A 14,442-nucleotide genomic window follows, 5' to 3' on the forward strand; every position below is an offset into this window, starting at 1 on the left:
GCTGTGGGTGCATATCTTTGATATGCGCGGTAGCGGAGCGTTCCGTAGGTCTGCGAAGGAGACGGGGTGACCCTCTCTGGAGATATCGGAAGTGCGAATGCTGACATGAGTAGCGACAAACAGTGCGAGAAACACTGTCGCCGAAAGTCCAAGGGTTCCTGCGCAAGGTTAATCCACGCAGGGTGAGCCGGCCCCTAAGGCGAGGGCGAAAGCCGTAGTCGATGGGAACCAGTTGAATATTACTGGGCCTGCCAGAAGTGACGAATGCGATATGTTGTCTGGTCTTATTGGATTGACCAGGCTTTTGGAGCATTCCAGGAAATAGCTCTGGCGTATAGACCGTACCCGAAACCGACACAGGTGGACTGGTAGAGAATACCAAGGCGCTTGAGAGAACGATGCTGAAGGAACTAGGCAAATTGCTCGTGTAACTTCGGGATAAGCGAGACCCGTCCGTGGGCAACCATAGGCGGGTGGCACAGACCAGGGGGTAGCGACTGTTTAGTAAAAACACAGGGCTGTGCGAAGTCGAGAGACGACGTATACGGCCTGACGCCTGCCCGGTGCCGGAAGGTTAAGAGGAGATGTGCAAGCATTGAATTGAAGCCCCGGTAAACGGCGGCCGTAACTATAACGGTCCTAAGGTAGCGAAATTCCTTGTCGGGTAAGTTCCGACCTGCACGAATGGCGTAACGACTTCCCCACTGTCTCCAGCATCGACTCAGCGAAATTGAATTCCCCGTGAAGATGCGGGGTACCCGCGGTCAGACGGAAAGACCCTATGAACCTTTACTGCAGCTTTGCAGTGGCATCAGAGACATCCTGTGTAGGATAGGTGGGAGGCTACGAACCCGGGACGCCAGTACCGGTGGAGCCGTCCTTGAAATACCACCCTGAATTTTTCTGATGTCTAACCGAGACCAGTCTAGCCTGGTCCGGGACCCTGCATGGTGGGCAGTTTGACTGGGGCGGTCGCCTCCCAAAGTGTAACGGAGGCGCGCGATGGTGGGCTCAGGTCGGTCGGAAACCGACTGTCGAGTGCAATGGCATAAGCCCGCCTGACTGTGAGAGTGACAGCTCGAACAGAGACGAAAGTCGGCCATAGTGATCCGGTGGTCCCACGTGGACGGGCCATCGCTCAACGGATAAAAGGTACTCTAGGGATAACAGGCTGATCTCCCCCAAGAGTCCACATCGACGGGGAGGTTTGGCACCTCGATGTCGGCTCATCACATCCTGGGGCTGGAGCAGGTCCCAAGGGTTCGGCTGTTCGCCGATTAAAGTGGTACGTGAGCTGGGTTTAGAACGTCGTGAGACAGTTCGGTCCCTATCTGCCGTGGGTGTATGAGACTTGAGAGGATTTGTCCCTAGTACGAGAGGACCGGGATGAACATACCTCTGGTGTACCGGTTGTCGCGCCAGCGGCACAGCCGGGTAGCTAAGTATGGACGGGATAACCGCTGAAAGCATCTAAGCGGGAAACCCACCTCAAAACTAGGTCTCACAGGGCCGTGAAAGACCATCACGTCAATAGGCCGGGTGTGGAAGCGTGGTAACACGTGAAGCTAACCGGTCCTAATCGCCCATATCGCTCACACAACGCTCTCCAAAAGAGAGCATACACATGCATAGCAATCATCCACGCAATCACACTCATCATACACAAACACCAACCTCCACACCGACACACAGTTGTCGGGTGGATCAGAAGACCTGGTGGCTATGGCGGGAGACTTCCACCCGATCCCATCCCGAACTCGGCCGTGAAACGCCCCAGCGCCTATGATACTGCATCTCAAGATGCGGAAAAGTCGGTCGCCGCCAGGTCCCCTGATCCACCCCACAAAACACACCACCACCCCCGCGGGGTGGAGCAGCCCGGTAGCTCGTCAGGCTCATAACCTGAAGGCCGCAGGTTCAAATCCTGCCCCCGCAACCAAAATACCCACACATACAGACACGACGCAGCGCAGCTCTCTCCATGAGCATAGGCGTATGTACGCGCGCGTCTGAACGTCAGGCAGGGCACAAAAGCCTATCAGTCAGCTCGGAACAGCCCTGCGCCAATTGCCAAGCCGTGTCTTTTTGTAGTCCATATCAATTACATCAAAAGCTTCTGCAATTGCGTTGTGATGCCTGAACGCAAGCCCACCATGATCATCAGAGACAGACTGATCATTTACAATCCGCGACAGCCAACGCATCGAAGCGATCGTGGTGACGCCGGGCCCTGTTTCAACCCAGATATTCTCGAAATCGCCGACATGGCAGTAGCGTTTCAGGTTTGCGAAGATCCCTTCCAGAATGGCGCCGATCACAGGATGGTTCGGTTGGGTCATGATGAAGTCGTTATCGACACACCAGGGTGATCCAAACGAATAGGTCAGCAGGCAGGAAAAATCTGCCCCTGCCGCAATGCGTGTAACCGGTGCATGCGAACATGTGTCGACATCCATGTAGATGCCCCCATGTTTGTACAGAGCAGCAATACGCCAGAAATCGGCACGCATGGCTGGATGAAAGCAGCAATCGAAAAGTCTGAGGCCCTCATTGCCATGTTCCTGATACATGAAGGCGCGTGCTGAGGCATCGCAAACCAGTTCGTGCTGGCACTCAGGGTTCATGGCAATGGTTGTTGCGATGCTGCGCCGCACATCCTCGGGTGGGTTTGCAGCATGCCAATACTGGATAATCCGGTAAGGAATGGATGAAGGTAACCCGTTATCCTGCCCTGGTGGAACGACCTTGAACCAGTGACTGTCGACCCCCTCTGCCAGGAGATCAAAACAGGCCATACGATCCCCTTTACTAACGCGACGCAAGGCGGCAGGCGCAGAGATTGCATTACCCGCTTTCATGTCCTGAACTGTCATCAGCCCCCTGTGCAAGGCATATGTTCCAACCCTGTCTTGCTTCTCATAACCATGATCGGGGTTACGAACACCCGATTACTTTCATCGTTCTGCTTGCATATAAGGCCGAGTTCAAATCTCTTTTCCGCGCCTTGGTCGGTGGACTTGCATGGTGTGGTCTTGTGAGAGGCCAATCAGTTCGTGCCGGTCAGACTATCGGCGGTTTGAAGATCCGTGTGAACGACGCCATCCGTTGTCACCACCAGTAGATGATCGCCAACCCACTCTGCCAGGAAGATCTTTTCGAGATCAGCCAGTCCGCGGCGCGAAAGTATTGCCATAAGCCATTCTTTCGAGTGCTTGAGCGCCTCCAGTTCCTTCTCCAGAATTTCACCGCGATGAACCAGGAACTGTGCGGGCTTCTTGGTTTCCTCCTTCATGATGACGCTGACATGGCCTGTCGTCTCGATCTGGGCAAAATCGATATCATCAAAGCTGAAGATGTTCTGCATCCGCAGAGCCGTTGCGACATCCTTGAGGTCGATACGGCTCGCGTTCTCATTGAAGTTCTCGATGAGGAAGACGCCATTACGGATCAGGGTGATTGGCTCGCCTATCGTGCGTTTTCTCAGATCAGGGATTTTGCGTGAGAGATAGTTGAAAAGCGCCATGAGCAGGATGCACAGGATGAGCAGGGCGATATAATGCAGGATAGGTAGTTTGTCGTTGTAGAGAATACCTCCGACAACGCCGCCCAGTATGAAGTTACCAACCAGATCGACCGCCGACATCATGGCAATCTGATTGCGCCCGGTGACATTCAGATAGGTGATGATAAGGGAGAACCCGATCACGAGCTTGAGAATAACCCAGAGGTAGACGGTGATCACGACTAGGCAGCCTTCATAGAGTTCACAACACACAAATAGCGCAGGCTCTCCCACCGGGAAAATCTCTACGTCCAATACGCTTTTGAAAGCATAGGCGGTTCAAACGACCGACAGAGTAGCAGGTTCAGTAAGGAGAACACCTTTGAGCAAAGGGTGATCCTGGTCACTCTTGAGAAAGCGACTGATAGTAATAAGCTGTCCAGGCAATACCGGCAGGCGATATCGGAATTTCCGGCCCGTCACGATCGCCACACTGCCATGTGACACGCAGATGATGCGTAAATCTTATTGGATCGTCCTGATGCCATCGCCAGGCCGAGACCTGATCACTGGTGATACCTGGGCCACTTGCGCCTGCATAACGGTTGTAGAAGACACCAAAGCTGTCGCTGGAAAAAGGAGCGTCCTGAAAATTGAACGATGATCCGAAATAATCTTCAGTGCCAGAGGACTCGTACTGGGGATCAGTCGCCCCATCGATGTAGTAGCGAAAATTACCTTCTATGCAGTTCTCGTTGGTTCCAGGCTGATCGTTATGCCGATCCATAAAAAATTGTAGTCCGGCCAGCCGCCCTGGTCCATTGACGTCAAGAAGAGTCATCTCCTCATAGGGGTGAACGGCAATCTGCCCCCGGTACTGATCGCCTCCACTGACTGTGTGGAGTTCCTCCGTTGGCCGCGTGGAGGGATCTGACTCGCCCTGCAGCCAGCCCCATAATTTAAGGGGATGCAGGCCTCCGTTGTGAAAAAGGGCGTGAAGGCTTTTACGATAGGGTATTCTGAGGTTGAGCGTACAGCCCAAGCGACCGATCGAACTCGAGCAGGAGACAGCACGTGAATGGAAACGTGTTGCCCCATACGTCCCTGAAAGCCCCAGAGAAAGCACGACACTGGGTGTTTTCTCGCCATCAACCTCAAAAGAGAGACTGGAAAGATCAACGTCAGGGCCTTCCCCAGCCAAAGCGATATTAATGATTTTCACGTTGCCAGCATCATCATGTCGCACCGCTAGGGGGAGGTCGTGCCCTGGTGCGACGACCACACGTTCCCAATGCGATGACCATACAGACGGTTGAGCCACCCCTGTTTTGATTGAACAAATGATCAGGACAGGGGTAATCCAGAAACGTATCCAAGGCAGGATGTCTGAGCTCATATGGTCAAAAAAGTCCCATACGGTCGAAATGGTTGAGCATGTAAATGGTTGGAATGCCATCAACAATATCAGGTTGGTGTAGATATTCCCAAGTATAGACCCAGACTGGACTGTAGTTTCTATAATCTCTTATCGATAGAAGGTGGGTATAAAGCAATGACTCTGGTTTGAAGTTGTCAGTAATGAACTTGAAGTCAAATACCTCATAGCCCTTCTTTATATAGAGCCAATAATGGAATATTTGATGTTCAAAGTCCTCGTATCGAACGATCTCTAGGAATTTTGCGAAAGAACCATATCTTCCAGATAGATAATCAAAAAACTCGCCTAGATCTGTGCTTTCATAGTAGGGCGCATCGAAAAACCATGTGTAAAGAATATCACCTTCGGAATTTTTCAGACCGTCTGTTTCCTCGCCGTCAAAATGCCGGAGACAATCTGCTGTAATAGCTGAGATCTCATGATGGCGCATGCATGAGCCAACCAGTATTTTCTTCTGGTAGTTCTTTTGCATGACATCGAAGATATCGCTCATATCCTTGACGGCAGCCGTATCTCCGTCAACGCTCGAAATTCGCTCATATCCCTGCTCATATGCCCATTTCAGCAGGACAAACTTCTTGATGTTTACGATACACCGATCCTTGTTGTGTATATACCGTGAAACAGCTTCTTCAGATTTTGCTACCCGGTGCAGATAACTATCAATATTAATAATGACGATATTTATTTCTTTTGAGAGTGAAGGCACCATCCGCGCAAACCGACGGTATTCCTCCTCATTGGAAGCGCCGAGTATGATATCAAAACTACAGTTACGTGTGCGAGACTCGATAGAATTAATGAACGAAATGAGCCAATTCATTTTGGGCAGATTGCAGGGTATTACAAAGCAGTCACGTTTCATTTTTTGTCTCGCCGTATCCTTTATTTTCTTTAGCTCATAATCGAAACTACGTCTGATAGAAATACACAGTGTATCGAGGCAAAAAAAGTAATCTGCCGCTCCTTGTCTGAGGCAAGCTGCTCACTGATTCATTGTTCATGTTTTGTTCTTGTGATATCGCTGCCGTGAAAGGGGGTCTTTCATGGCGAGTATGGCTATGTTGCGCGACAGCATCGTGCAGATTGAGCAGCGTTATCAGCGCGGTTTTGCAGCGCTTTACCTACAGACGGGCATGGCTGCCGTTGACGAGGCGCTCAAGGGTGGGCTGCGTCGAGGGGCTGTGCATGAGTTTCTGGGGGAGGGACATGATCAGGGGCTTTGCGCCCGCCCGACGCGTTTCATAGCGCAGATTCTGGCGCGGAGTGCGGGGCCTGTCATCTGGCTTGTGCCTGCCCTCTCCGAGAATCACCCCATAGGGCATCGCGGAGCAGCGCAGGGAAGGGGCGGCAGTTCCGGCTTTACCTCCGTGCCGGTCCTGGCGGGGCTGCGTGATGCCGGGCTGGATGGCGCGCGGCTGCTCTGTGTTGAGGTCGAAGCTGCGCGCCTAGTTGGTACGATGGAAGATGTGCTGCGCACCAGAGGGGTGACAGCCGTTGTGGCTGACCTGCCTGAACCGTTATCCCTTACAGCCTCGCGTCGCCTGCATCTGGCGGCAGAAAAGACGATGGTCACCGGGTTTGTCGTGCATCGTCATGCACAGCCTCTTTCGCCCAATTCCTGCTGGACGCGCTGGCGCATCGGCCCTGCGCGTGCCGATGCGGTCAGGGTGGGGCTGCGCTCTTTCCCCTCTGCTTCGGGGGGGCTGTCCCTTTCCCTTTTGCGACGTCGTGGGGGTGATGCCCTGTTCTGGAGGGTCGGTACAGACCATGATGCGTCGGTTTCTTTCCCTGTGGCTGCCCCACTGGCACACGACCCTCTGGCACAAGGGGCATCCCGAAGCCGACCCCGCCAGACCTCTGGCCCTTTATGGTCGTGAGGGCCAGAGCCGGAAGATCATGGCGGTCAATCAACCGGCCCGGGATTGCGGGGCGGAGAAAGGTCAGTTTCTGGCCATGGCACGCAGTCTTGTGCCGGATCTGGCGACGCATCCCGTTACGCCCGCAGCCGATGCGCGCGCCTTGCACAGGCTGGCATCATGGTGCCGGTGCTTCTCACCTCTTGTCGCGGTCGATTCGCCAGATGGCCTGTGGATCGACAGCACGGGATGCGCCCATCTTTTTGGAGGTGAGGTCGCCATGCTGGAAACCGTAAGGGACAGGCTCATGGCGCAGGGGTATGCCGTTCGTGCAGCCTTGGCCGATACGGCTGGAGCGGCTCATGCTCTGGCCCGCTTCGGCGCAAAGGATCTGCTTTGTATTCCCTCTGGCAGCGTGGCTGCAGCACTCGACTCCCTGCCCGTCGCTGCCTTGCGGCTTGATGACGAGGCACAGTCGCGGCTTGGTCTTCTGGGAATTAGCCGTGTGGCGGATCTGCGTGCCGTGCCGCGTGCTGCGCTGACGCGCCGCTTCGGCAAGGCGGTGCTGTGTCGTCTTGATCAGGCGCTTGGGCACCAGAAAGAAGCTCTGGATTTCGATCAGCCTGCAACAGCCCTGAGCGTTAAGCGCCATCTGATGGAACCAATCGGCACGGCCGAAAGCATCGCGCAGGTTATGGACGTCCTGTGTCAGGATATCGCGACCCTTTTGCAGGAGAGGGGCCTTGGCGCGCGCCGGGTCGACCTGCTTTGCCATCGCGTGGATGACGTGGTTCAGGCAGTGCGGGTGGGAACGGCTGAGCCTGTTAACGAGGCCATGCGCCTGTCCCGCCTGCTTCAGGAGCGTATCGAGACAATCGATCCAGGGTTTGGCATCGAAGTCATGAGCCTGCATGTCGGTCACGCCCAGCCCCGCTCGCCGGTGACAGAGGAAGCCATGTTACCGGAGTCCTCCACAGGAGCGGGCGGGCTTCTTCAGGCAGGTCATCCCCCGGCAGGAGAATCGCTGGTGGTTCTGGCAGAACGACTACGCAACAAGCCGGGTTTGCGAGCGATCTATCATCTGGCGGAAACCGACTCACCCTTCCCCGAGATGGCCCAGACACAAGGCCTTGCGCCTGTTCCATCATTGGAAGGCGTTTTGCGGCGCTCACATTGGCCGCGACCAACCCGGCTTTTTGCACCGCCACGCGCTATCGCCGCGCCAGAACTGACGGACCACGACGCGCCTCAGGGCTTTGTCTGGCAAGGGCAGAAACTGCGTGTTTGCGGGGCTGATGGGCCGGAGCGGCTACATGGTGCCTGGTGGCAGCATCCCGCGCAGGCAGGGGCCATACGCGATTACTGGATTGTGGAAACCGAGCAAGGCGATCGCTTCTGGCTGTTTCGTCGGGGGGACGGTCAGCATCCCTGGTCGGGTGACGGGGCGTGGTTCGTCCACGGGCTGTTCTGATGACACAGGATTTCCCCTCTCCTCCGGTCATGCGTCCTGCCGAGCCCCGCGAGATTGCGGAGGCTCTGACCCATGCCCTGCGTTTTGACGGGCGTCGGCGTGTTCATGATGCTGATGAACTGATGGCGACCCTCGTGGCCGAGCGGCTGGTGGCGCATCTGGCGCGTTGCGGTTTCGTGCTCATGAAACGTGCCGATGCCGTGGCGCATGATACGAGCCGGCATCATCATCCCAATGACAGGGCAAAAGGCGAGGGGGCATGACCACGCCGCTTCATGTCACGTCCTATTATTCCTTTCTGCGTGGCGTAAGTGCGCCGCACGACCTGTTTTCTGTCGCCCAGGCCCAGGGGCACAGGGCGCTCGCGCTGACCGACCGCCATTCGGTGGCCGGCATGGTGCGCGCCCATGATGCCGCGCGTCAGAGCGGTGTAAGGCTGTTGCCGGGCTGTCGGCTCGATCTGCTCGAAGGCTCGACTCTTCTGGCCTATCCTGTTGATCGTGCGGGGTGGGGGGCGCTTTGCGGTCTGTTGACGCTTGGGCACCGCCGGGGTGCGCGGGACGTCTTTTCGCTCGACTGGGGAGATCTGCTCCAGGGGGCACGGGGGCTTATTCTGGTTCTTCTGCCCGATCAGCCCGATGCCCAGGCACAGCAGCAGTTCCAGCATCTGGCCCGGATCGGTGCAGCCAATAGCCAGCCAGTTTATGGCGGGCTTTCGCATCGCAATGCGCCGGGTGACCTGCTGCGCCTGCGGGCGCTGGAGGCACTGGCCGCCTCCTGTGGCGTAGCCGCCGTGGTGACGGGCGATGTGCTCTATCACGAGGCACGCTGCCATGTTTTGCAGGATGTCGTAACTGCCATTCGTGAGAACTGCACGCTCGATACGCTGGGGGAGCGACGTGAAAATCATGGTGACAGGGCCCTCAAGACGCCTGGTGCTGTGGCGCAGCTTTATGAGGCTTTTCCCGAAGCACTGGCCCGCGTGGCCGAGATCGAAGCGCATTGCCGCTTTTCGATGGATGATCTTTGCTACCAGTATCCGCAGGAGACTGACCGGCCGGATGAGACGCCGCAGCAGACCCTCACCCGTCTGGTGCAGGAGGCCCTGCCAAGGCGTTATCCTGCCGGGGTGACGGATGCGGTCAGGCAACAGATCGCCCATGAACTCGCCTTGATCGGCTCGCTTGATTACGCGCCCTATTTTCTGACCGTGCACAGCATCGTGCATCAGGCGCGTGCGCTCGATATTGTCTGTCAGGGGCGTGGTTCTGCCGCCAATTCCGCCATCTGCTATGTGCTGGGCATCACGGCGATCGACCCCGTGCGTTCCGGCCTTCTGTTCGAGCGGTTCATTTCCGCAGAGCGTCGTGAGCCCCCCGATATCGATGTTGATTTCGAAAGCGACCGGCGCGAGGAAATCATTCAGTGGATCTATCGCCGCTACGGCCGTAGCCATGCAGCGCTGTGTGCCACCCTCATGCGCTATCGCCCCAAGGGGGCCTTGCGCGAAACGGGCAAGGTGCTGGGGTTGAGCGAGGATCTGCTGGGTCTGCTCTCGAAATATCTTGCCTCGTCACTGGGGGACCCGGAACAGCTCAAGGCACGTGCGGCGGAGCTGAACCTCAATCTGTCAGATCGACGCCTGGCGCTGACCCTGCGTGTGGCTGCTGAGCTGGTGGGCATACCACGCCAGCTTGGCACCCATCCGGGGGGCTTTGTGCTGACTCGCGACCGGTTGGATGAACTCGTGCCCATTCAGCCTGCGGCAATGGAGGACCGGCAGATCATCGTCTGGGACAAGGACGATATCGATATTCTCAAGTTCATGAAGGTCGATGTGCTGGGTCTGGGCATGCTGGGATGTCTGCGCCGGGGGTTCGAGCTTCTGGCTGAGCATCGCATCCGCCAGCTCGATATGGGCTCGGTACCGCCTGAAGATGACGCGACCTATGCCATGATCCGCCGTGCCGACACGCTGGGCACATTCCAGATCGAGAGCCGCGCCCAGATGTCCATGCTGCCGCGCCTCAAGCCCAGGACGTTCTATGATCTCGTCATTCAGGTGGCCATTGTGCGCCCGGGTCCCATCCAGGGTGATATGGTCCATCCCTATCTGCGACGGCGTGAGGGAATCGAACTGCCGGATTACCCGCAGCCGGAACTCAGACAGATTCTTGGCAAGACCCTGGGTGTTCCCCTGTTTCAGGAGCAGGCCATGCAGGTGGCCATCAAATGCGCTGGCTTCACGCCCGGTGAGGCCGATCAGCTGCGCCGCTCCATGGCGACGTTCAAGTTCACTGGCGGGGTCTCGCATTTCAGAACGAAGCTGATCGAGGGCATGGTTGCCAATCATTATGATCGCGCATTTGCCGAACGCACCTTCCGTCAGCTTGAAGGCTTTGGGTCCTATGGCTTTCCCGAAAGCCATGCGGCGAGTTTTGCTCTTGTGGCTTATGTCTCTAATTATCTGAAATGCCACCATCCCGATGTGTTTTGTGCGGCCCTGCTCAATTCACAGCCTATGGGATTTTATGCCCCGGCTCAGGTGGTGCGTGACGCGCGTGAGCATGGCGTGACCGTGCACGCTATCGATATCAATGCCTCGCGTTGGGATTGTGTGCTTGAGCCTGACCGGGGCAAGCGAACACTGGCCGTGCGTCTTGGTTTGCGCTTTGTGAAGGGCCTGTCGAACGATCACGCGGCCAAACTGATCGCCCATCGCTTTCCAGCCTATGAGTCGCTCGATGATGTCTGGCGTCGTGCTGCCATTCCTGTCTCGGCGCTTGAGGCGCTGGCGGCAGCAGATGTCTTTCGCAGCCTCGATCTTGATCGGCGTGCTGCACTCTGGGCCATCAAGGGGCTGGCGGATACGGTTCTGCCGCTTTTTGCCGCGGCCGATCGCAAGCTCAATCGCCCTGGCCCCGAAGTGATCGAGCCTGATTACGCCCCCCGCCCCATGAGCGAGGGTCGTGAGGTCGTGGAAGATTACAACACGCTCGGCCTGACCTTGCGCCAGCACCCGCTGTCGTTTCTGCGTCCGCAACTGGCTGAGCGAGGCATGGTGACCTGTGCCGATCTGCGCCGGTTGCGCGATGGCAGCCGCGTGGTGGTACCGGGGCTGGTTCTGATGCGTCAGCGCCCGGGCACGGCCCATGGCGTGATGTTCATGACGCTGGAGGATGAAACCGGCACAGCCAATATCATCATCTGGAAAGACCGCGCCGAAGCCCAGCGTCGCATTGTGATTGGTGTCAACGCTGTGGCCTGCCACGGAACGCTCCAGCGTGAAGGAGAGGTCATTCACGTGGTGATGCAGCGTCTGGAGGATATTACGAATATGATGCGTTCTATTGCCGTGTCCGAGGAAGAAGAGGGGGCGGTGGCACCTAGATTGAAGGCGCGGGATTTTCATTGAGATAAAGACTTGCTTCTTCATTTTGGAAAAAAATAATTAATCTTTCGGTCTTTCTGTTATCTTCAAGCATAGATTTAGGGACAGGATAAGATAATGAATTATGATCCTGCTGTTTTGCAGAAAATACTGACAATACCGGAGCTGGCGGAATTTGATTTGTCCTTCAAGCCCATGTTCGGCGGGATCATGGGATATGCCGGCGGCAAGGTCTTTGCTTCCCTCTCCAATGTCGGCCTGGCCCTGAAGATGAGCGGCAAGGATCGTGAGGCTCTCCTGGCACTCCCCGGTGCCTGTGCCCTACGTTATGAACCGGAAAGCGCTCCCAGCAAGACCTATGTCGTTGTGCCGGAGTCTCTGCATACGCGTCTGGATGAGCTGAAAATCTGGGTGGCGCGCTCTATTGCGGCGCTTCCTGCGAAAAAATCGCATTGAAGGGCGAAGGAGGCATGAGCTCTTCAGATAGCATCTAAAAAAGGATCTGACGCCTTCAGGGCTTGGTATTGGCGCGGTCTACGGGGCGTGATTTTTATCCGGTTTTAGCCCAGGGGTAATGAGTGCTTGGTGATGATGGCCGTACTCTCTTCAAACCGGCTTGCTCAGAAGAACAAGGCAATCGTGACGATAATCGATGACCATATCGAAATGGCTCAGGACATTTGCGCCCAAAGCACCCTGAATTTCACGATCCATATACTGCCCCACGCCATGCATGCCGAAATTTCTATTCGGTCGTTCGGTGAACCACACGTGACTGATGAGATAGGGGCCGAATTTTATCTGTGGGACCTCAATCAATCGTGCAGGCATCAAGCCGTCACCATTCACGACAATGGGCCAGTCCGGATGCATCTTGTGCCATGCGTTCATGACACTTGTTGTGATGTATGAAGTCGTTCCTTGCCCATGCACCTGAGGGGCCCCGGTCGCCCTAAGGCCTGCCGCAGTCTGCATGGCAGTGGCTCCTGTATCGAGCAGCATGGCGATGGAATGTCCGTCGACTTGCATCTCGACGCTCGGGAATGGGCCAGTATGTGTTCCCTGCGCATTTTTTGGAAATCCCAGCGGGATAACTGTTTTCCCATATGGTATTTTCCAGTCGCCATCTTCGACCGAGAGACGCCGATCAGGATAATTGAAATGCCAGGCGTGGAACTGGGGCAGATACCCTCCGCCGATTATGCCATCTTCGACCAACCTGCCTGTCTTGATGGGTACAACAAGCGCCATGGCATTGCAGGGTGTCGGCAATGGCGGGTGAGGTAGCCCTGCTGCGCCCGTGAATTCCGGCCATTTCACGATCATCCGGCCTGTAGCGACATCGTTGCAGCGATAAGTCGGAGCACGGATTTTCCTGGCAGCTTCTGGTGCGATTAACATCATGCCTGCTCCACCTCCCCCTCCTGTATCCACAAGAAAGTGAAGGGTCTGGCTCTGAGCGGTGACAGGCACTGCGAAGAAATGCCCCGCCTCATACACTGTTGGAATGGTAACCTCGGCAGACCGAGCATGTTGTGAAGCGCAAAAAAACAGCAGCCACGCGGTGAGGGCGGCACGTTTTTTCTTCATGGGCTCGACGGGGCCTTTCCTGGGAGGCTGATATGGGAATTCCGTTGGGATATGACTGCGCAACTTCGCTGAGGTTAGTGAGTGGATCAAAGCCAGAGCAAGAAAAATCAGCCTCCCTTCGAGGTGAGAGGCGCTGGTCCGCCATTCAGGCGCAAAATAGTGACGCTCAGGGTAGAAATTTTGAGCATGGTCTGTGTTTGCAAGGTCTTGTGCAGGATTGCCCTAGAAGGGCAATGTCATGACATGCGACTTATCTTGCCTGCTCTAATCCTTTTGTTTCCTGGCCTGGCGGCTGCCGCAGCCGCGCCAAGCCCGGCTGAAATTGTCGCCCAGGCACCGAATGCTGACTGGAGTGATGTCGCGCCGGAGCGTCTTCTGGTCATGAAACTGGCAGATGGCGGGCGGGTCGTGATCGAACTCGCGCCTGAATTTGCCCCTGTGCATGTGGCCAATGTCGTGCGTCTTGCCCGGTCCCATCAGTGGGATGGCGGTGCGGTTACCCGAGTGCAGGATAATTATGTCGTGCAATGGCGTGTGCATGACGAGGCGTCCCCTTTACCCGAGGGGTTTATGGCTCGTCCTCCTGCCGAATATGAGCGGCCTCTTAAAGGACTGGACTACACACCACTCCCTTACCCTGACCCCTATGCAACAGAGTCCGGCATAGCTTCGGGCTGGCTCGTCGGTCGCGAGGGCGCGCAGATCTGGCCAGCGCAATGCTATGGTGTGGTCGGTGTCGGGCGGGACATGCCGCCCGATACGGGGGACGGGCGTGAACTTTATGTGGTCAATGGCGAGGCACCGCGTCAGCTTGATCGCAACCTGGCCGTCGTCGGGCGCGTGCTGCAAGGCATGGAGCATCTGAGCGCCTTGCCACGAGGCACCGGGAAGCTCGGTTTTCACACAGATCCAAGGCAGGATGTGCCGATTGCGAGCATGACGCTTGCTGCAGATCTTCCTGCGGCCCTGCGTCCTGCCATGCAGGTCATGCGCACCGACAGCCAGAGTTTTCACGATTATCTGGCAGCCCGTGCAGCACGGCGCGATCCTTTTTTCGTGCACCCTGCAGGAGGGGTCTCGCTCTGTAACGTGCCTGTCCCGTCACGTGAGAAAAAGACGAAACACGACTAGCGACAGCGAAAACGCGAGCGGGCTTGCCCATATGTTCTTTCCGCGACGACGCTGTAACAG

Annotated in this window: 11 protein-coding genes, 1 tRNA gene and 2 rRNA genes (1 of these 14 running past the window's edge); 9 read left to right on the forward strand and 5 right to left on the reverse strand. The window is 56.4% G+C overall.

Annotation, left to right across the window (positions count from 1 at the left end; translation table 11 throughout):
• The 3 genes from Asbog_RS02645 to Asbog_RS02655 all read left to right on the forward strand — a co-directional run.
• Positions 1-1,599, forward strand: a 23S ribosomal RNA gene (locus Asbog_RS02645); it begins 1,142 nt to the left of the window's first position.
• 113 nt (positions 1,600-1,712) lie between these two features.
• Positions 1,713-1,827 (forward strand): 5S ribosomal RNA (rrf, locus tag Asbog_RS02650).
• A 35-nt stretch (positions 1,828-1,862) separates the two neighbouring features.
• Positions 1,863-1,939, forward strand: a tRNA-Met gene (locus Asbog_RS02655).
• Between the two features lie 103 nt (positions 1,940-2,042).
• Here the strand turns inward: Asbog_RS02655 and Asbog_RS02660 are convergent.
• The 4 genes from Asbog_RS02660 to Asbog_RS02675 form a co-directional block, all read right to left on the reverse strand.
• Positions 2,043-2,795 carry a glycosyltransferase family 32 protein gene (locus Asbog_RS02660; RefSeq protein WP_171840650.1) on the reverse strand — a complete coding sequence of 251 codons (753 nt, stop codon included), beginning with the start codon at positions 2,793-2,795 and terminating at the stop codon, positions 2,043-2,045.
• A gap of 251 nt (positions 2,796-3,046) precedes the next feature.
• Positions 3,047-3,742, reverse strand: a complete 696-nt coding sequence (locus tag Asbog_RS02665; protein ID WP_062163988.1) for a DUF421 domain-containing protein — start codon at positions 3,740-3,742, stop codon at positions 3,047-3,049.
• A gap of 163 nt (positions 3,743-3,905) precedes the next feature.
• Positions 3,906-4,898 (reverse strand): DUF2961 domain-containing protein, encoded by a 993-nt coding sequence (locus tag Asbog_RS02670; RefSeq protein WP_171840651.1) that lies wholly within the window; start codon positions 4,896-4,898, stop codon positions 3,906-3,908.
• A 4-nt stretch (positions 4,899-4,902) separates the two neighbouring features.
• Positions 4,903-5,805 carry a hypothetical protein gene (locus tag Asbog_RS02675; protein WP_062163990.1) on the reverse strand — a complete coding sequence of 301 codons (903 nt, stop codon included), beginning with the start codon at positions 5,803-5,805 and terminating at the stop codon, positions 4,903-4,905.
• 181 nt (positions 5,806-5,986) lie between these two features.
• Between Asbog_RS02675 and Asbog_RS14470 the strand changes: the two genes are divergently transcribed.
• From Asbog_RS14470 to Asbog_RS02700, 5 genes are all read left to right on the forward strand, one after another.
• Positions 5,987-6,820, forward strand: a complete 834-nt coding sequence (locus Asbog_RS14470) for an ImuA family protein (RefSeq protein WP_171840652.1) — start codon at positions 5,987-5,989, stop codon at positions 6,818-6,820.
• Complete coding sequence (locus tag Asbog_RS02685) at positions 6,711-8,270, forward strand: Y-family DNA polymerase (protein ID WP_171840653.1); 1,560 nt, start codon at positions 6,711-6,713, stop codon at positions 8,268-8,270. Before Asbog_RS14470 ends, Asbog_RS02685 begins: the two co-directional genes overlap by 110 nt.
• Positions 8,270-8,533, forward strand: a complete 264-nt coding sequence (locus tag Asbog_RS02690) for a hypothetical protein (RefSeq protein ID WP_062163993.1) — start codon at positions 8,270-8,272, stop codon at positions 8,531-8,533. Before Asbog_RS02685 ends, Asbog_RS02690 begins: the two co-directional genes overlap by 1 nt.
• Positions 8,530-11,685 carry an error-prone DNA polymerase gene (locus Asbog_RS02695; RefSeq protein WP_062163994.1) on the forward strand — a complete coding sequence of 1,052 codons (3,156 nt, stop codon included), beginning with the start codon at positions 8,530-8,532 and terminating at the stop codon, positions 11,683-11,685. The genes Asbog_RS02690 and Asbog_RS02695 overlap by 4 nt, the downstream gene beginning before the upstream one ends.
• Positions 11,686-11,778: 93 nt before the next feature.
• Positions 11,779-12,117 carry a TfoX/Sxy family protein gene (locus Asbog_RS02700; RefSeq protein ID WP_062163995.1) on the forward strand — a complete coding sequence of 113 codons (339 nt, stop codon included), beginning with the start codon at positions 11,779-11,781 and terminating at the stop codon, positions 12,115-12,117.
• Positions 12,118-12,267: 150 nt separating this feature from the next.
• On the opposite strand, the gene Asbog_RS02705 is transcribed toward Asbog_RS02700, so the two are convergent.
• On the reverse strand, positions 12,268-13,065 hold the full coding sequence (locus tag Asbog_RS02705; protein ID WP_146926461.1) for a hypothetical protein: 798 nt from the start codon (positions 13,063-13,065) through the stop codon (positions 12,268-12,270).
• A 441-nt stretch (positions 13,066-13,506) separates the two neighbouring features.
• On the opposite strand from Asbog_RS02705, the gene Asbog_RS02710 reads away from it, so the two are divergent.
• Entirely contained in the window at positions 13,507-14,382 is an 876-nt protein-coding gene (locus Asbog_RS02710; RefSeq protein WP_231944643.1) for a peptidylprolyl isomerase, read from the forward strand.
• Positions 14,383-14,442: the final 60 nt, after the last annotated feature.

Source organism: Asaia bogorensis NBRC 16594 (genome assembly GCF_001547995.1).
GTDB classification, from domain to species: Bacteria; Pseudomonadota; Alphaproteobacteria; order Acetobacterales; family Acetobacteraceae; genus Asaia; species Asaia bogorensis.